The 18,737-nt window shown below is 69.9% G+C and carries 15 protein-coding genes; 7 read left to right on the forward strand and 8 right to left on the reverse strand.

The window, feature by feature from the left end:
* On the reverse strand, nt 1–2,559 hold a 2,559-nt coding region (secA, locus tag ACRDP3_RS23670), incomplete at its 3' end, for a preprotein translocase subunit SecA (RefSeq protein ID WP_431519022.1).
* Nucleotides 2,560–2,732: 173 nt separating this feature from the next.
* On the opposite strand from secA, the gene ACRDP3_RS23675 reads away from it, so the two are divergent.
* A complete protein-coding gene (locus ACRDP3_RS23675; protein WP_431519023.1) occupies nt 2,733–3,320 on the forward strand; it encodes a GNAT family N-acetyltransferase in 588 nt (195 codons plus the stop codon).
* Between the two features lie 54 nt (nt 3,321–3,374).
* Nucleotides 3,375–4,547, forward strand: a complete 1,173-nt coding sequence (locus ACRDP3_RS23680; protein WP_431519024.1) for a winged helix-turn-helix domain-containing protein — start codon at nt 3,375–3,377, stop codon at nt 4,545–4,547.
* A gap of 22 nt (nt 4,548–4,569) precedes the next feature.
* Here ACRDP3_RS23680 and ACRDP3_RS23685 read toward each other — a convergent pair whose 3' ends face one another.
* The 7 genes from ACRDP3_RS23685 to mtnA all read right to left on the reverse strand — a co-directional run bounded on the left by ACRDP3_RS23685 (nt 4,570) and on the right by mtnA (nt 12,900).
* Nucleotides 4,570–5,325, reverse strand: a complete 756-nt coding sequence (locus ACRDP3_RS23685; protein ID WP_431519025.1) for a response regulator — start codon at nt 5,323–5,325, stop codon at nt 4,570–4,572.
* Nucleotides 5,326–5,468: 143 nt separating this feature from the next.
* A complete protein-coding gene (gene hpf / locus ACRDP3_RS23690) occupies nt 5,469–6,164 on the reverse strand; it encodes a ribosome hibernation-promoting factor, HPF/YfiA family (protein ID WP_431519026.1) in 696 nt (231 codons plus the stop codon).
* 299 nt (nt 6,165–6,463) lie between these two features.
* The gene (locus ACRDP3_RS23695) at nt 6,464–7,177 is read right to left on the reverse strand and encodes a ComF family protein (protein ID WP_431519027.1); all 714 of its coding nucleotides are present in this window, start codon (nt 7,175–7,177) and stop codon (nt 6,464–6,466) included.
* Nucleotides 7,178–7,265: 88 nt separating this feature from the next.
* Complete coding sequence (locus ACRDP3_RS23700) at nt 7,266–9,098, reverse strand: LpqB family beta-propeller domain-containing protein (RefSeq protein WP_431519028.1); 1,833 nt, start codon at nt 9,096–9,098, stop codon at nt 7,266–7,268.
* Nucleotides 9,088–11,085, reverse strand: coding sequence for an MtrAB system histidine kinase MtrB (gene mtrB / locus ACRDP3_RS23705; protein ID WP_431519029.1), 1,998 nt, complete (start codon nt 11,083–11,085; stop codon nt 9,088–9,090). Before mtrB ends, ACRDP3_RS23700 begins: the two co-directional genes overlap by 11 nt.
* A 1-nt stretch (nt 11,086) precedes the next feature.
* A complete protein-coding gene (gene mtrA, locus ACRDP3_RS23710; protein ID WP_431519030.1) occupies nt 11,087–11,764 on the reverse strand; it encodes a two-component system response regulator MtrA in 678 nt (225 codons plus the stop codon).
* Entirely contained in the window at nt 11,761–12,900 is a 1,140-nt protein-coding gene (mtnA, locus tag ACRDP3_RS23715; protein WP_431519031.1) for an S-methyl-5-thioribose-1-phosphate isomerase, read from the reverse strand. Before mtnA ends, mtrA begins: the two co-directional genes overlap by 4 nt.
* Before the next feature lie 137 nt (nt 12,901–13,037).
* On the opposite strand from mtnA, the gene ACRDP3_RS23720 reads away from it, so the two are divergent.
* The 5 genes from ACRDP3_RS23720 to ACRDP3_RS23740 are packed head-to-tail and all read left to right on the forward strand — an operon-like array spanning nt 13,038 to nt 18,707.
* On the forward strand, nt 13,038–14,300 hold the full coding sequence (locus ACRDP3_RS23720; RefSeq protein ID WP_431519032.1) for a DUF7544 domain-containing protein: 1,263 nt from the start codon (nt 13,038–13,040) through the stop codon (nt 14,298–14,300).
* A 4-nt stretch (nt 14,301–14,304) separates the two neighbouring features.
* Nucleotides 14,305–15,087, forward strand: coding sequence for a DUF4129 domain-containing protein (locus ACRDP3_RS23725; RefSeq protein WP_431519033.1), 783 nt, complete (start codon nt 14,305–14,307; stop codon nt 15,085–15,087).
* Nucleotides 15,088–15,131: 44 nt separating this feature from the next.
* Nucleotides 15,132–16,385: a DUF4350 domain-containing protein gene (locus ACRDP3_RS23730; RefSeq protein WP_431519036.1), complete on the forward strand. Its 1,254-nt coding sequence runs from the start codon at nt 15,132–15,134 to the stop codon at nt 16,383–16,385.
* Nucleotides 16,382–17,347 carry an AAA family ATPase gene (locus ACRDP3_RS23735; protein ID WP_431519034.1) on the forward strand — a complete coding sequence of 322 codons (966 nt, stop codon included), beginning with the start codon at nt 16,382–16,384 and terminating at the stop codon, nt 17,345–17,347. The genes ACRDP3_RS23730 and ACRDP3_RS23735 overlap by 4 nt, the downstream gene beginning before the upstream one ends.
* Before the next feature lie 49 nt (nt 17,348–17,396).
* Complete coding sequence (locus ACRDP3_RS23740; protein ID WP_431519035.1) at nt 17,397–18,707, forward strand: DUF58 domain-containing protein; 1,311 nt, start codon at nt 17,397–17,399, stop codon at nt 18,705–18,707.
* The last annotated feature ends 30 nt before the right edge of the window (nt 18,708–18,737 follow it).

The raw sequence follows: 18,737 nt of genomic DNA on the forward strand, positions 1-18,737 counted from the left end.
GTCCTCCACGGGGACCTCTTCGACCTGCTGCTCGACCTGGACCTCCAGGTTGAACAGATAGCCGACGGACTCCTCCTTGATGCCTTCCATCATGGCCTGGAACATGTCGAAGCCCTCCCGCTGGTACTCCACCAGCGGGTCCTTCTGGGCCATCGCACGCAGGCCGATGCCCTCCTGGAGGTAGTCCATCTCATAGAGGTGCTCACGCCACTTGCGGTCGAGCACCGAGAGCACCACGCGCCGCTCCAGCTCGCGCATGATCTCCCCGGTCAGCTCCGCCTCGCGGGCGTCGTACTGCTCGTGGACGTCGTCCATGATGGACTCGATGATGAAGTCGGAGGTGATTCCCTCGCGGTCGCCCGCGGCCTCCTCCAGCTCTTCGACGGTCACCTTCACGGGGTAGAGCTGCTTGAACGCGCTCCACAACCGGTCCAGGTCCCATTCCTCGGCGAAGCCCTCGACCGTCTCGGCCTGCACGTAGGCCTCGATCGTGTCGTCCATGAAGTGCCGCACGTGCTCGTGCAGATCCTCACCCTCCAGGACGCGGCGCCGCTCGCCGTAGATGACCTCGCGCTGGCGGTTGAGCACCTCGTCGTACTTCAGGACGTTCTTACGGATCTCGAAGTTCTGCTGCTCGACCTGGGACTGCGCGGAGGCGATGGCCCTGGTCACCATCTTGTTCTCGATGGGTACGTCGTCGGGCACGTTCGCCATCGACATCACCCGCTCGACCATCTGCGCCTTGAACAGCCGCATCAGGTCGTCGCCGAGCGACAGGTAGAAGCGGGACTCTCCCGGGTCGCCCTGACGGCCGGAGCGGCCACGCAGCTGGTTGTCGATACGGCGCGACTCGTGGCGCTCGGTGCCCAGCACGTACAGGCCGCCGAGCTCCTTGACCTCGTCGACGTCGTCCTTGACCGAGCGCTCCGCCTTCTCCAGCGCCGCCGGCAGATAGGCCGCCCACTCCTCGGAGTTCTCGACCGGGTCCAGGGAGCGCCCCCGCAGCTCCTGCTCCGCCATGCCCTCGGCGTTGCCGCCGAGCTTGATGTCGGTGCCGCGGCCGGCCATGTTCGTCGCGACCGTGACGGATCCCTTGCGGCCCGCCTCAGAGACGATCGCGGCCTCGCGCTCGTGGTTCTTCGCGTTGAGTACCTGGTGGCGGACACCGCGCTTTTCGAGCTGTTCCGAGAGGTACTCGGACTTCTCGACGGAGGTGGTGCCCACCAGGACCGGCTGGCCCTTCTCGTACTTCTCCGCGATGTCGTCGACGACCGCGGAGAACTTGGAGACCTCGGTCCGGTAGATCAGGTCCGCCTGGTCGAGGCGGGCGAGCGGTCGGTGCGTCGGGATCGGGACGACGCCGAGCTTGTAGATCTGCTGGAACTCGGCGGCCTCCGTCATGGCCGTACCGGTCATACCCGACAGCTTGTCGTACAGGCGGAAGAAGTTCTGCAGGGTGATCGTGGCGAGCGTCTGGTTCTCGTCCTTGATCTCTACGGCTTCCTTGGCCTCGATCGCCTGGTGCATGCCCTCGTTGTAGCGGCGGCCCGCGAGGATGCGGCCGGTGTGCTCGTCCACGATCATGACCTCGCCGTCCATGACGACGTAGTCCTTGTCCTTGTGGTAGAGCTCCTTGGCCTTGATGGCGTTGTTGAGATAGCCGACCAGGGGGGTGTTGACCGACTCGTAGAGGTTGTCGATGCCGAGCCAGTCCTCGACCTTGGCGACGCCGGCCTCGTGGATGCCGACGGTGCGCTTCTTCTCCTCGACCTCGTAGTCCCCGGACTCCGGCCGTTGCGTACGGGGATCGCCGGGCTCGCCCCTCTCCAGGCGCTTCACCAGCTTGGAGAAGTCGCTGTACCACTTCGTGGCCTGGTCGGCGGGACCGGAGATGATCAGCGGCGTACGGGCCTCGTCGATGAGGATCGAGTCGACCTCGTCGACGATCGCGAAGTTGTGGCCGCGCTGTACCAGTTCGTCCTTCGACCACGCCATGTTGTCGCGCAGGTAGTCGAAGCCGAACTCGTTGTTCGTGCCGTAGGTGATGTCGTAGCCGTACTGCTCACGGCGCTCCTGCGGCGTCATGTTCGACACGATGCAGCCGACGGACAGGCCGAGGAAGCGGTGCACCCGGCCCATCCACTCCGAGTCACGCTGGGCGAGATAGTCGTTGACGGTGATGATGTGGACGCCGTCGCCGGAGATCGCGTTCAGGTACGCGGGCAGGGTGCCGACCAGGGTCTTGCCCTCACCGGTCTTCATCTCCGCCACATAGCCCAGGTGCAGCGCCACACCGCCCATGATCTGCACGTCGTAGTGCCGCTCACCGAGCACCCGCTTGGCGGCCTCGCGTACGGTCGCGAAGGCCTCCGGCATCAGATCGTCGAGGCTTTCACCCTCCGCGTACCGCTCCTTGAACTCGTCCGTGAGAGCCCGGAGCTCGGCATCCGACAGGTCCACGAAGTCCTCTTCGATGGAATTCACCTGCCGCGCGATGCGGTCCAGCTTGCGCAGGATCTTCCCTTCACCTGCGCGCATGAGCTTGCCGAAGACGGACACTTAGGGTGGCTCCTTGCCGGTCGGGCCTGGCACGGTCGGTGCGCGGGCACGGCGATACCGTCCCCGCCGCACCGGCCATCGTATGCGAGGGACATGCGCCCCTGTACCCCTAACGGGCCGGAGCCCTCGAAGGTGCCGGGCGGCGCGCCTGACCACGGGGGCACAATCACGTCATGGAGCCCACGACCCTCACCACCGACCGCCTGCTGCTGCGCCCTTTCGAGGCAAAGGACGTGGACGCGGTGCACGCCGCCTGCCAGGACCCCGAGATCCTGCGCTGGATACCGGTGCCCGAACCGTACGGGCGCGAGGACGCGGAGGAATTCGTGCTCCGCGCCGCCCCCGGCGGCTGGCGCGAGGACACGATGTACAGCTTCGGCGCCTTCACGAAATCGGGTGTTCTCGTCGGCTCGATGGGCCTGGTGCGGCTGGCGGGACTGGGCGGCCTCGAGCGGCAGGCGGAACTCGGCTTCTGGACGGCGAAGGAACAACGCGGCAGGGGCTACACCGTGGAGGCCGGGCGCGCCGTGTCCGACTGGGCGTTCACCGCCCTGGGCGTGGAGCGGCTGGAGTGGGTTGCCGAGGTCGGCAACGAGGGTTCGCGGGCGGTGGCACAGCGGCTGGGCTTCGTCATGGAGGGGATCCAGCGGGCGCGGATCGTGCAGCGCGGAATCCGGCGCGACGCACGGATCGCCGCGCTGCTGCCCACCGACTGGGAACGGACGATGGAGACGCCGTACCTGCCGGCCAGGACCGATTGATCCGCGTCGGCTGATCCGGGCCGGCTGTCAGTGGCTGCACTTATCGTGTGCCGCATGACGACTGCCGAGGTCTCCCTCTCCGCCGACGACGCCCGGCGGCTGGCCTTGTCCGCGCAGGGGCTGCTGGGCGCGCCGGACCGCCGAGCCGGTGTCCGCGGGGTGCTGCGACGGCTCGGCGCGGTGCAGCTGGACACCATCTCCGTGCTGGCCCGTTCACACGAGCTGGTGCCGTACGCGCGGCTGGGCGCCGTCGGCCGGGACGCGGTGGAGTCGGCGTACTGGACCGGCGGGCACAGCTTCGAGTACTGGTCGCACGCCGCGTGCATCCTGCCCGTCGAGGAGTGGCCGCACTTCGCCTTCCGGCGCCGGGCACGACGGGCGCGCGGGCACCGCTGGCATGTGCTGCGGGACCGGGACCGCGCCTGCGCCCTCGTACGGGACAGGCTGACCGCGGACGGCCCGCTGACCACAACCGACCTGGGCGGCGGGAAGAACGGCGGGGAGTGGTTCGACTGGTCCGACACGAAGATCGCCGTGGAGTGGCTGCTCGACACCGGTGAGGTGGTGTGCACCGAACGGCGTGGCTGGCGGCGGGTGTACGACCTCGCCGAGCGCGCGATTCCGGACAAGCTGCTGCACGACGACATCGACGACCGTGAGTGCATGCGCCGGCTGGTGGCTCAGGCCGGCGCGGCGATGGGGGTGGCGACCCGGTCCGACCTGGCGGACTACCACCGGCTCAAGGGCGAGCAGGTGGACGAGGTGCTGCCGGACACGGGCCTGGTGCCGGTGGCTGTCGAGGGCTGGGGCGGGAAGCCCGCCTGGGCCGACCCGGCCGCGCTGGCGGCCGCGCCCCGAGGCCGGCACCGTTCGACTCTGCTCTCGCCCTTCGACTCGCTGGTCTGGGACCGGCCGCGCACGCAGCGGATATTCGGCTTCACGCACCGGCTGGAGGCGTATGTCCCCAAGCCGAAGCGGATCCACGGCTATTTCACGATGCCGCTGTTGGCCGGGGGAAAGCTGCTGGGCCGGGTCGATCCCGGGCGTGAGGGGACTACGCTGGTGGCCCGCCAGGTCTCCATGGCCGGCCGGAAGGCGGTCGTGCCGATGGCCAAGGCGCTGTGGGAGGCCGCGGGTTGGGTGGGCTGCGACGAGGTACGGGTGGGGCGTTGCGACGACGCGGAGCTGGCGGACGCGCTGGCGGAGGCGCTGACGGCCGGGACGTGAGCGGGCCGGCCGGCGAACCGTATCAGCGGATTTCCAGGATCTTCTCGCGCATCGCGTAGACCACGGCCTCCATCCGGGAGTGGAGCTGGAGCTTCTCCAGGATGTTGCGCACATGGTTCTTGACCGTGTTCTCGCTGATGAAGAGCTCCTTGGCGATGTCCCTGTTGTTCATGCCGGTGGCGACGAGCTTGAGCACCTCAAGCTCCCGGTCGGTCAGCTTGGGCGCGGGCACCAGTTTGCTCTCGTCGGTGCGCTGGATCATCGACTTGAACTCGGTGAGTAGCTTCGCCGCCATCGACGGGCTGATCTGGGACTGGCCGTCGGCCACCGCCCGGATCGCCGCCGACACCTCGTCGGTGGAGATCTCCTTGAGGAGATAGCCGGTGGCTCCCGCCTTGATGGCGTCGTAGAGGTCGGCCTCCTCGTCACTGATCGTGAGCATGATGATCTTCGCGCTCGGAGCCACCTCCTTGATCGATGTGCACGCCTCGATCCCGCCCCGCTTGGGCATCCGCACGTCCATCAGCACGATGTCGGGCAGCAGATCGGCGGCCTTCTCCGCAGCCTCGGCGCCGTCTCCCGCCTCACCGATGACCAGGATGTCCTCCTCCTGAGCGAGGACGATCTCCAGTCCCCGGCGGAAAAGTTCGTGGTCATCCACCACCAGAACCCGGATCGGCTCGGGCGGCTGCCGCTCACGCGGGTCGTCCTCCCCTGCCGGCGCCGGGGCCGGGTGTGCACCGGGCATGGGCATCACTGGCCCGAAGCTGTCCACCATCGGTTCCTCCCCCTGCAGGCTATGCCGCACCAACCGCGCCGCACAGCACGCCGGTTGGTGAGTGGGGCCATGATTCCATGCCCGCGCCCCCGGCCGAGTTCTCGGACCCGGCCGGGGGCGCGATCACATCGGAATCCTGGCGATCAGCCGCCGAGAGCTCCACCGGCTTCGGGCGGGGGATACACGGCGAACGGATCCGGATCCAGGTGGATCACGCCGTAGTCATAGCCGTGCCGACGGTAGACGACACTCGGCTGCTTGTTTTCGGAGTCGACGAACAAGTAGAAGTCGTGGCCGATCAGCTCCATCTCGTAGAGAGCCTGGTCCAGTGTCATCGGTGCGGCGGCATGGGTCTTCTCCCGGACCACGAGCGGGCCGTCACCCTGCACCTCGAGCGGACCCACCCTGGTGGTCATCGGCTGCTCGTCACCTTTGGCCGGTGCGGGCACTTTCGCCACGTCGAGCCGTCCGTTGAGTTCTTCCGCCAGGTGCGCGGTGGCGGCTGCGACGCTCATCGGCGCACGGCTCCCTCCACGGTGCACCCGCCGCTTGTCGTGCTGCTTTCGCAGGCGTGCTTCCAGCTTGCCCGCTGCCAGATCAAGCGCAGCGTAGGGGTCGGAGGCCGCGGCCTCCGCGCGAATGACGGGCCCTCGTGTACGCAGGGTGATCTCCACCCTGTCGGAACGGTCGGCCTGCCGGGGGTTGTGTTCCTTGCACACCTCGACATCCAGGTTGATCACCTTTCCGTCGAGTTTTTGGATCTTCGTCAGCTTCTCGGCCACGTGCTTGCGGAACCTCTCGGGCACCTCGGTCTTGCGGCCCTTGACGACGATGTCCACGCAGAACTCCGTTCCCGGAGCGCTCCGCCTTTAGAAACGCGAAGCGCCTCCTTTGTGCACTGACACCGGAGGCTCAGCCTGCTGCCGCCAGCCTCCGGAACCTCGGCTTGCGACTGTCACCTCCTTCTCCCCCGGGGGGAAGATCGTCACCCCAATCCGAACGTACCTCCACTGGAGGATGGTCGGCACCCCCTACTGGCACGTACCTCCGTTCAGGTACCAATCCTGAGCAGTTACCGGCGTCGATGTGCGATCTCTGCTAGGTCGACGACTTCCCGGCTTCTGCCATGCCACTCATTTCATCTCCTGTACCGGACCGCCACGACCGCCGCAAGGGTTACGTTCCGCACCTGTTCGCTTACGGCTCGGGCCGCCTCCACCAGCGACGCACCGGTCGTCATCAGGTCGTCCACCAGCACCGTCTCCCCCTCGGCCAGCAGCCTGCCGCCGCCGGACACCGTCTGCAGCGCCCCGCTGAGATTCGCCAGCCGCTGCTCAGCGGTCAGTCCCGCCTGATCCGCGACCGCTCGCCGCTGCCGCAGCACCGCCAGCACCCGCGCCGGCAGTCCTGCCCGCCGCAGCTCCCGCGCCGCAGCCAGGGCGACCCGCCGCACCGGATCGTGGCCACGGCCGGCCACCACCCGCCGCGCGGACGGCACCGGCACCAGTGTCAGCGGCCCGGTCACGGGCCCCCGCCCCGGATGCGCGGCCGCCGCCCGTACCGCGGCGGCCAGCACACTCCCCAACGGGGACGCCAGCCGCAGCGCGCCCCGCTCCTTGTGAGCGAGCAGCACGGCGCGCACCTCGTCGGCATACGGCAACGCTCCGTACACCGCAGGCAGCCCCGACGGCACGGGCGACGGCCAGACCCGCCGCGGCGCCACGCCGGTCAGCGCGCTGCCGCACTCCCCGCACAGCGAGCTCCGCACCCGCGGCAGTCCGCAGCCGGCACAGTCCGACGGCAGCAGCAGACCACCGAGTTCCTGCTGGAGCTCCTGCCACACCTCCCGCATGTCCACCACTCTCGCAGCGCCGATCGGCGGCGGCCACCCCTGTGGACAACTCACGGACCGCCGCCCGGGGCGGCCCGCCCGACCCGGCCTAACCCGGGTAGACGGGGCCCGATCCGCTGTCCGTGAGCGTCTTCCAGTTGGCGTCCGGTGGCAGCCGCACGATGCCGTCCTCGGAGTCGGCGAGCAGTGGCTTGCTCTCGTCCTCCGAGGCCGCCACCCCCGTCACGTCGTTGATTCCCGGCAGCGTCGGCTGGTTCGCGGCCGAACCGTCCGTCTCCATGTACAGCAACTGCTGCACGCTCCCGGACTCGCGCCCCACGACCACCAGTCGGCTACCGCCGGCCCAGGACGCCGCCGCTACATCCTCGAGCTGCGGCGCGACGTTGCGCAGTGCCGTGACGCTCACCTCCGGCTTCGCTGCCGTACCCCCGCGCTCCACCCGTCCGAGCTGCAGCGTCCGCCGGCCGTCCGGCTCCCGTATCCGCAAGGCCATCCGTACGCCGTCCGAGGCGATCCGCAACGACTCGATGCGCCGGTCCTCCGCGAGCTGCGGCACCGCGACCTCTTCGGGTTTCTCCTTGCCGCCGGGCAGCCGCAGCAGCCGCGGGTCGTCGGGGTCACGGTCGGCGACCCAGAGGTCGCCGAGCCCGTCCCAGCTGGGAGCCGTCAGCCTGTCGTTCTCACGCTTCGCCTCGCTGGTGAGTACCGGGTCCCCCAGCTTGCTCTTCTCGGCGAGCCGTGCGACGTACAGCGAGCGGTGACCGCGGGAGACGACGGCGCCCTCCTGCTCGGCGCGGTTCACCGCGACGGCGCCCATCTCGGCCTCGTCCCGGCCGAGCGCACCCTCGACCGGCCGGGCCTGCTCGCTGTTCCCGGTGAACGCGGCGACCCGATGGTCTCCGTCGACGAAGTACTGCCGTGTGGCACGTCCGTTGAGCCGTCCCGGCTGGTAGAGCTCCGCCTGCTCGCGTGTCTGTTCGCACACTGTGGTGCCGCTCGGGTCCGCCAGCTCCACCCGGCTCACCTTCGCCGACGCCTGGTCCTGCACGGTGTGGAGCAGCTGCGCCGCCATCCTTGCGCACTGCTTGCGGCCTGCTCGCGCGCCCTGTGCGTTGAGCCGTACGGTCAGTGCCCCGGAGTCGTCGAGCGACAGGCGCTGGCCCGGTGCCAGCCGGGCTCCCTTCGGAAAAGCGGAGGTGACCACCGGGCCGAGCCAGCCGGAGGGTCCCGCCACCAGCGCGGCGACCGTCTTGGTGACCGGATCGATCCGCCGCCGCAGATAGACGGGATCGGCGACCAGGACGTCCTCACCGCCCGCGATCGCCTCGGAATCCGGTCCCAGCCGTGCGTAGTAGTAGTTGTTGACCGGCCGGTAAATGCGCTGGAAATCGGATTCTCCGAGCGCCAGTCCGTCCGGGAGGTGGTCGATCCGCCACTCGCCCTTGACCTTGGAGAGGTGGAAGCTCTCGCGGTAGCCCCCGTCGCTCGGCGCATAGGCGTGCCGTCCGTCGACCTCCGCGACGCGCGTGCCCGACACCTCGACGCTGAAGCCGCCCGACCGGTCCTGGCCCGGCTGCGCCTTGCCCGGGCTGGGGCCCCCGGAGAGCACGGTCGTACGGGCGAAGGGGTTCCAACTGTCCGCCGTCCGTTCGGTCAGGTACTTCCTGGCCGTCGAGAAGGCCGCCTCATCGCTCGTGGTCGCCTCCAGGAAACCGCGCACGATCTGCTGTGGCCCCTCGCCCTTCTGCGGACTGACCCCGAAGACACGCACCTGCGAATCCGGGTCGGCCCGGTGTGAGGAGTCGACGTGATCGACGGTGCCGTCGTCCGGCATGGAGGCGCACCCCGACAGCAGCAGTGCGGTGGCGATCAGCAGTGGACCGGCCGTGCGCCGGTGCCGGCTGTGCGGCTCAGCGCCCATCGCCGTCCTCCTCCCGGCCGGCCTCGCGGGCAATGGCAGGTGCCGCTGAGCCGCTCGCGGCGGCTGTCGCTGTCGCGGCTGCGGGCGGCTCAGCGGACGGCCTGCCCCGCACGCCGTGTGCCTCCGCATCCGTCCCCGCCTCCCTGTGCTGCGCAGGCAGGGCAGCGCCACCGGCCGGCAGCCCCCGTCTGCGCCGCGAGTCGGCCGGCTCCAGCGGAAGCGGCGAACCGCGCAGCGTGTCCCCCGCGGTGCGCGGCAGCGTCAGCCGGAATTGCGTGCCGCCGCCCGGCTCACCCCACACCTGCAGCCAGCCACCGTGCAGCCGGGCGTCCTCCAGCGCGATGGACAGGCCCAGACCGGTACCGCCGGTCGTACGGGCCCGTGCGGGGTCGGCGCGCCAGAAGCGGTTGAAGACGCGGTCCGCTTCCCCGCGACTGAGCCCGACGCCGTAGTCCCGTACGGCCAGCGCGACCGCATCGCCCCCGGAGACCAGCCGGACCACGACATCGCGGCCCTCACCGTGCTCTATGGCGTTGTCGACGAGGTTGCGCAGCACTCGCTCGATGCGGCGTCCGTCCGCCTCGGCGACGACGGGGCGCTCGTCCCCCCGCACCAGGAGGCGGCTGCCCTTGCGGTCGGCGAGCGGTTCGCACCCTTCGACGACCCTGCGGACCACGTCGCGCAGGTCGATCGGGTCGGCCTCGAGGTTGGCGGCTCCCGCGTCGAAGCGGCTGATCTCCAGCAGTTCACCGAGCAGCGACTCGAAACGGTCGAGCTGGCCGAGCAGCAGCTCGGCGGAGCGTGCCGTGGCCGGGTCGAAGTCCTGCCGCGCCTCGTGGATCACGTCGGCCGCCATCCGTACCGTGGTCAGCGGCGTGCGCAGCTCGTGCGAGACGTCGGAGACGAAGCGGCGCTGCACCCGGGAAAGCTCCTCCAGCTGCTGGATCTTCAGCTGGAGGTTCTGCGCCATCTTGTTGAACGCCTCGCCCAGCCGGGCGATGTCGTCCTCGCCCGTGACCTTCATCCGCTCCTGGAGCCTGCCCGCGGCCAGCCGTTCGGAGATGCCGGCGGCCATCCGTACCGGCGTGACGACCTGCCGCACCACAAGCCAGGCGATAGCACCGAGCAGCACCACCACGAACACGCCGGCGGTGGCCAGCGTGCCCTTGACCAGGCTGAGCGAATCCTCCTCCAGCGTGAAGGGGAAGACGTAGTACAGCTGGTACGGGGCGCCGCCGGCGTCGTTGAGCCGCTTGCCGACGACCAGTCCCGCCGTGCTGCGGCCGTCCTGCCGGTAGACCTTCGCATAGCGCTGATGCGTGCCGGGCTGCTTGTCCAGGGCCTTGCGCAGATCGGCCGGGATGCTCTCCTCGGGCCGTATGTCACCGGAGGCGCGTGGTCCGCGCGTGGTGGACCGTCCATTGCCGAGGAAGGGTGATTCGTCGTTCTGGGAGCCGAGTGCGACCACGGAGTAGACCCCCTGGCCGCCGCTGGCGAGCTGTTCCACCAGGTTGTTCAGCCAGGTGCCGGTGTTCTGCGAGCTCCGGCCACCGCTCGAGGAACCGCCCTCTCCGCTACGGCCGCTGCCCGCGCTGTCGGCCATCTCCTGAGCGGCGGCGAACCCGCCCGCCGCCTGGCTCTGGGCGGTCTTCTCCTTCGCGTCGAGCAGACCGTTGCGCACCTGCCCGATGACGACGATGCCCAGCAGCAGCACCACGCCCAGCGACATCAGCAGGGTGGCCGCAACCACCCGCAACTGGATGTTGCGCCGCCACAGCCGCATGACGGGCAGCAGCGGCCGGCGCACCCAGCGGATGAAGAAGCGGACCATGGGATGCGCCCGAGGCCCGGTCGTGCCCTCGGGCAGCAGCCCTTCGGAGAAGAGTGCACCACTGCGCCACAAACGCCTGAATTTAGACATTTCGGACTCACGGTTCACGGCTCCACCCGCACGTGCCCGGTGCTGGACGGAGCCGTTTCGGACCATCTCAGCTTGGTCCGGCCTTGTAACCCACGCCGCGCACCGTCACCACGATCTCGGGTCGCTCCGGGTCTCTCTCGACCTTGGAACGCAGACGCTGAACATGCACATTCACCAGCCGCGTGTCCGCGGCGTGCCGATAGCCCCACACCTGCTCCAGCAGCACCTCACGGGTGAAGACCTGCCAGGGCTTGCGCGCCAGCGCCACCAGGAGATCGAACTCCAGCGGGGTGAGCGCGATGGACCGGCCGTCCCGCTTCACCGAGTGACCGGCGACATCGATCACCAGATCGCCGATCGCCAGCTGCTCCGGTGCGGGGTCGTCCGACCGCCTCAGTCTTGCTCGAATTCTCGCCACCAGCTCCTTCGGCTTGAACGGCTTGACGATGTAGTCGTCGGCCCCCGACTCCAGACCGACCACCACATCCACCGTGTCGCTCTTGGCGGTCAGCATGACCACCGGCACTCCCGACTCTGCCCGGATGAGACGGCACACCTCGATGCCGTCCCTCCCGGGCAGCATCAGATCGAGCAGCACCAGATCCGGTTTGGTCTCGCGAAAGGCAGCGATCGCCTTGTCGCCGTCCGCCACGAACGACGGTTCAAAGCCTTCGCCACGCAGCACGATGCCAAGCATCTCTGCCAGTGCGGTGTCGTCGTCGACGACTAGGACGCGTCCCTTCATGAGTTCATCATCCCATTACCCGATCGTGACTCTCTCGTTGGTGACGGGGAACACAGCTCCGCGACAGCCTCCCTGGTGACCGGTGAGATCACGCCCCGCTCCGTGACGATCGCCGTCACCAGCTCCGGCGGGGTCACGTCGAAGGCCGGGTTGTACGCGTCAGCCCCCACCGGAGCCACCGGGACCCCGGCACCGGACTCCGCCCCGGAACCCGACGGATCCGGCAGTGTGAACTCCGTCACCTCGCGGGCCGGGCGCTGCTCCACCACGATGTCGGCACCCCGCTCCGTCGCGGCATCCAGCGTGGTCACCGGCGCCACCACCACGAACGGAACCCGGTGATACCTCGCGAGCACCGCCAGCGGATAGCTGCCCACCTTGTTGGCCACCGACCCGTCCGCCGCTATCCGGTCCGCGCCGATCAGAACGGCGTCCACCTCACCTGCCGAGAACAGCGAGCCCGCCGCACTGTCGGCCAGCACGCTGTACGGCATCCCTTCCCTCGCGGCCTCGTACGCCGTCAGCCGCGCGCCCTGCAGCAGCGGCCGGGTCTCATCCACCCACAGCCGGCGCAGCTCACCGGCACGGTGCAGTTCCGTGATGACCCCGAAGGCCGTGCCCTTCCCGCCGGAGACCAGGATGCCGCTGTTGCAGTGCGTCAGTATCCGGAGCCGCCCCGTCGGCAGCAGCTCGTCGAGCAGCTCCCGTCCCAGTTCCCCCATGCGCGCACTCGCCTCGGCATCCTCCTGATGCAGCGCCCTGGCCTCGGCCAGCGCCACGGCGCCGGCCCGCTCCTTCCCGGCTCCGCCGTCGACGGCTGCCCGGTAGGAACGCTCCACGCGCCGCACACCCGCACCGAGGTTCACCGCCGTGGGCCGCGCGGTCGCCAGCCGGTCCGCCGCGTCGGCCACGTCCCAGCCACGCACGGCGGCGAGCGCGACACCGTAGCCGCCCGCCACCCCCAGCAGCGGAGCTCCCCGCACGGACAGGGTCCTGATCGCCGCCACCAGCGCGGATACGTCCGCACACACCAGCTCGGCTTCCTCGGCCGGCAATCTCGTCTGGTCGAGAAGCACCAGTACCGGCCCCTCCCGGGGCTCCTCCCAGCGCAGCGCCGGAACACCATGATCTGCCATCCGGACAGTCTGCCCCCATCCACAACCACTTCTGAAGGCGATCCGAAGGTCCGGGGCCCGGTCCGCATCCCGGACGACCGTGGGACTATGACTGCCGAACAGGCGATGGCGCGACCGATCCCCCGAGGTGACCACACGTGAACGACTCTCCGGGCTGGGCCTCGCCCGGGTCCTCTTCCTCCGATCGTTCGCCCGACGACGAGGAGCACACCAAGCACGCCCAAGCGCCCGGCGACTCCTCTCACCGGACACACTCCGACGAACCGCCCAGGAACTGGTCCGCACGGCAACCGCCGGCCGACAGGGGCCAGGGCTGGGGTGCTCCGCCGCCCCCACCCGGGCAGCCCGGGTGGGGGAAGCAGCCCGGGTGGGGAAACTGGAACAGCGGCTGGAACCAGCCGCCCGCCGCCAAGCCCGGCATCATCCCACTGCGCCCGCTCGGCGTCGGGGAGATACTGGACGGCGCCGTCACCACCATGCGGGCGCACTGGCGCACGGTGCTGGGCATCTCCCTCGCGGTCGCCATCGTGGTCCAGCTCGTGGCGACGGTCGTCACCCGCTACTGGCTCCCGGACGCCGGCGATCTGAACGCGCTGAGCAAGGATCCCGACCCCAGCGTCGACGAACTCACCGACGCCATGAGCGGAGCGCTCGGCAGTTCCGGCGTCGCCGTCCTCGTCGACACCCTCGGCACGGTGATCGCCACGGCCATGCTGACGATCGTGGTCAGCCGTGCGGTGCTCGGCCGTGCCGTCACCATCGGCGAAGCGTGGCGCGACTCGCGCCCGCGGCTCCTGCGCCTGCTCGGCCTCCTGATCCTCATCCCGCTGCTCGTGTCCCTGGCGCTGCTCGTCGGCTCGGCACCGGGCCTGGTCCTCCTCGCCACGGGCGTGCAGGCCCTCGGAGTGGCCCTGCTGCTCGTCGGCCTGCTGGCAGGCCTGGCGGCCGCGGTCTGGATCTGGACCCTCCTCAGCCTCTCCGCCCCGGCCCTGATGCTGGAGAAGCAGGGCGTCACCACCTCCATGCGCCGCTCCGCCAAGCTCGTGCGAGGCAATTGGTGGCGCGTCTTCGGCGTGCAGCTGCTGGCCGCGATCCTGGTCCTGATCGTTTCTTCGATCATTCAGATGCCGGCCACCTTCATCGGGATGATCGCCGGCGGCCAAGGCCTCTCCGCCATGACGGACCCGGCACCGGGCAACGGCTGGGCGTACCTGATCGTCGTCGGCATCGGCGCGGTCATCGCCTCCACGATCACCTTCCCGATCCGGGCCGGTGTCACCGCGCTGCTCTACCTCGACCAGCGCATCCGCCGCGAGGCACTCGACCTCGAACTCGCCCGCGCCGCAGGCATCCCCGGCTACGGCGACCAACGCTCCGACCGCCCGACTCCGGGGAGCTGAGGCGATGTCGGGGGGCGTGACAACAGCGGCGCTGCGCACGGCGGCCGGCCTGCGCACAGCAGCGGCCGACGGCGAGGACGATGGCCCGCCGGTCACCACCCCCCGAACGCCCGCCCGTGAGGCGGCCGAACGCGAACTGTCGAAACCCGCGTACCACGAGAACGATCCCAGCCTTCTCCAGCGCCTGCTCGACTGGTTGTGGGACCGCGTCGGCGCTCTGCTGAGCTCAGCGGCACAGGCCACGCCGGGTGGCTGGGTCGGTCTCACCGTCCTCGCCTGTGCCGCGGTACTCCTGGTCATCGCACTGCGCCTGCGGCTGGGCAAGCTCCGGCCCGAGCCCACATCCGAGGGCGGCACCCTCTTCGACGAGCGCCACCGCAGCGCGGCCGGGCATCGAGCGGCCGCCGAGACACACGCATCCGCCCACCGGTGGAGCGAAGCTCTCCAGGAGCGGATGCGGGCCATCGTCCGCTCCCTCGAGGAACGAGCCCTGCTCGACCGCCGCCCCGGCCGCACCGCCGACGAAGCCGCCGCCGAGGCCGCCCGTACCCTGCCCGACCATGCGGAAGCGCTACGGGCAGCCGCCCACGCCTTCGATGAGGTGACGTACGCGAAACGGCCGGCCGACACCGCCGCATACAGTGCGATGCGCGACCTGGACGACACGCTCCAGCACGCCAGGCCACTCCTGCCGGAAACCGGAGCCCCTGGCGACGGCGACAGCGACACCCCGGAGAACGACGCGGCCCGTCGCACCACCACCGTCCCGGACGGAGGGCGCCGTTGAGCACCACGTCCGCCACCACCTCGCTCTCGCCGACCGCGAGGCGGATGTGGTCCCGCACCCGCGGCCTGCTGCTCGCGGCGGCGATCCTCGCAGTGACCGGAGTGATCATCGCCGCCCTCCGCTCCGGAGGCGGATACGGGGTCCTCGACCCCCGTTCCACGGATCCCCTCGGCAGCCGGGCCGTGGCCGAACTCCTCGGGGAACGGGGCGTCGACACCCGCGTCGTCACCACCGCCGCCGAGGCCGAGAACGCCGCCGGGCCCGGTACGACTCTGCTCGTCAGCGACCCCGACGCCCTCAGCCGCCATCAACGGGACGCACTGCGAAAGGCGTTGAAGCGCGGCGGGCGAACCGTGCTCATCGCACCCGGACCGGCCTCGACCGCCGCCCTCACACCGGGCGTACGCGCAGCCGCTCCGGCCCCGATGGAACCCACGCCACCGGACTGCGACTATCCGGTCGCCGAGCGCGCCGGTGACGCCGAACTGGGTGGCATCCGGTACTCCATGACCGCCGACCACGCCGACGCCTGCTACCTGCACCAAGGCCTCCCCTCCCTGCTGCGGTTCCCCGCCGACCCCGGTGACCGCAGCGGCCGGACCGAAGCCGGCCGGGACACCGTGCTGCTCGGCGCCCCGGATCCGCTCTTCAACGACCGGCTCGACGAACACGGCAACGCCTCGCTGATGCTTCAACTGCTCGGCTCGCGCCCTCATCTCGTGTGGTACCTCCCCTCCGCTGTCGATTCCGCCGCCGGGGGAGACGAGCGCGGATTCTTCGACCTGCTACCCGACGGCTGGTCGTGGGCCACCCTCCAGCTCGCCATCGCCGCCGTGTTCGCCGCGCTCTGGCGCGTACGCCGCCTCGGCCCCCTCGTACCCGAGCGCCTCCCCGTCTCCGTGCGCGCTTCCGAAACCACCGAGGGCCGGGCCCGCCTCTACCGCAGAGCCAACGCCCGCGACCGCGCCGCCGAGTCCTTGCGCTCCGCCGCCCGCTCCCGGCTCGCTCCCCTCGCAGGCGTCTCCGCGGCCCAGGCCCACTCACCGGAGATCCTGTGTCCCGCCGTGGCGGCGCACGCCCTGCCCCGGGACGAACCGCCGACCGCCCCCCGCATGGCTGATGTCACCGGACAGCCATACAGCGACGGTGCCCCCATCCGGTCCCTCCTCTTCGGCGACGCACCTGCGAACGACGCGGACCTCATCAAGCTTGCCGACGACCTCGATCACCTGGAACGGCGATTCTCCGACGCCGCTCCCGTCTCCCGCCGACCGACAGCAAAGGACCGCACCTCGTGAGCGCCCCCTCAGCAGACAGCGCCCGCAGCGCCCTCGAAGCACTGCGCGTCGAGATCTCCAAGGCGGTCGTCGGCCAGGACGCCGCCGTCACGGGTCTCGTCGTCGCTCTGCTCTGCCGCGGCCATGTGCTGCTCGAAGGAGTCCCCGGAGTCGCCAAGACGCTCCTCGTACGCACTCTCGCGGCAACCCTCGAACTCGAAACGAAGCGGCTTCAGTTCACCCCCGATCTGATGCCCAGCGACGTCACCGGCTCCCTCATCTATGACGCCCGCAGCACCGAGTTCTCCTTCCAGCCCGGCCCGGTCTTCACCAACCTTCTCCTCGCCGACGAGATCAACCGCACGCCGCCGAAGACCCAGGCCTCCCTGCTCGAAGCCATGGAGGAACGGCAGGTCTCGGTCGACGGCACTCCACGGTCCCTGCCCGACCCCTTCCTGGTGGCAGCCACTCAGAACCCGGTCGAATACGAGGGGACCTACCCGCTGCCCGAGGCCCAGCTCGACCGGTTCCTGCTCAAGCTGAATCTTCCGCTGCCCTCCCGCGAAGACGAGATCAAGGTCCTGACCCGGCACGCCGAAGGGTTCGACCCGCGGAATCTCGCCGCCGCGGGAGTCCGCGCCGTCGCCGGCCCCACCGAGCTGGAAGCGGCACGCGCGGCGGTCGCGCAGACCTCCATCGCCCAGGAGGTCTCCGGCTACGTCGTCGATATCTGCCGTGCCACTCGCGATTCCCCCTCTTTCAGCCTCGGCGTCTCCCCGCGAGGCGCCACTGCCCTACTCGCCAGCGCCCGCGCCTGGGCCTGGCTGACCGGACGCGACTACGTGATCCCCGATGACATCAAGTCCTTCGCCCTGCCGACCCTGCGCCACCGCGTGCAGCTCCGGCCTGAAGCGGAGATGGAAGGCGTCACCGCCGACAGCGTGATCAACTCGATCCTTGCCCATGTCCCCGTCCCCCGTTGAGTCACTGCCCCCGTTGAGCCACAGTGAGCTGATTGGCGAGCCCTGACCCATGGCACTCACCGGCCGCACAGCCTTCCTCGCGACCCTCGGCGCACTGCTCGTCGGCCTTCTGCTCCCCAGCTGGACCGGCGTGCTCGCCGTCGAACTCCCGTTGCTCCTAGCCATCCTGTACGACCTGATCAGGGCGGCGCCAGTGAATCAGCTCGGCTTCACACGTTCCGGTGATACCTCAGTTCGACTTGGCGAACGCGCATACGTGGACACCGTCGTCACCAACCCCTCCCGGCGCCTGGCCCGCCTCCAACTGCGCGACGCGTGGCCACCGAGCAGCTGGTCGATTGACGCCGGAGCACAGGCGGGACCACACCGCGCGGCCGTCAGGCCCGGAGAGCGGGAACGCATCACCACAGCTCTGCATCCCAGCCGCCGCGGCCTCCGGCAGTCGGACCGCATCACCGTCCGGTCCTTCGGCCCACTCGGCCTCGCAGCCCGCCAGGGCAGCCACTCCGTACCCTGGACCGTCCGAGTGCTCCCCGCCTTCACCAGCCGAAAGCACCTGCCGGCCAAGCTGGCCCGGCTGCGCGAACTCGACGGCCGGACCAGCATTCTCATCCGCGGCGAAGGCACCGAATTCGACAGCATCCGCGAGTACATCCCCGGAGACGACACCCGCTCCATCGACTGGCGCGCGACAGCCCGGCAATCCTCGGTCGCCGTCCGCACCTGGCGCCCCGAACGCGACCGGCGCGTCCTCATCGTCCTCGATACCGGGAGGACCTCAGCGGGCCGGGTGGGCGATGCCCCCCGGCTGGACGCGGCCATGGACGCCGCCCTCCTGCTGGCCGCACTCGGCTCCCGTGCCGGCGACCGCGTCGACCTGCTCGCCTACGACCGGGCGCCGCGGGCAACGGTAAAGGGCCGTACGGCACATGACGTCCTTCCGGCATTCGTGACAGCGATGACGCCGATCGAGGCGGCACTGGTCGAATCCGATGCCAGGGGACTGGTCTCGGCGGCTCTGCGCATCGCTCCCCACCGCTCCCTGGTCGTCCTGCTCACGGGTTTGGAGGCATCGGCGATGGAGGACGGACTGCTCCCCGTGCTGCCGCTGCTCACCCAGCGCCACACCGTCATGGTCGCCTCGGTCGCCGACCCCCGAATCGCTGAAATGGCGGCTTCTCGAGGCACTGTCGACGGTGTCTACGAGGCAGCTGCGGCGGCCCGCACCCAGACGGAGCGCAAACAGACGGCAGACCGTCTCCGCCGCCACGGAGTCATCGTCGTCGACGCCCTTCCCTCCGATCTCGCACCGGAGCTCGCCGATGCCTATCTGGCGCTCAAGGCAGCCGGCCGGCTGTGAACGCGAAGAAGCCCCGTTGTTGTAGTAGCG

Source organism: Streptomyces sp., assembly GCF_050698815.1.
Taxonomy (GTDB): domain Bacteria; phylum Actinomycetota; class Actinomycetes; order Streptomycetales; family Streptomycetaceae; genus Streptomyces.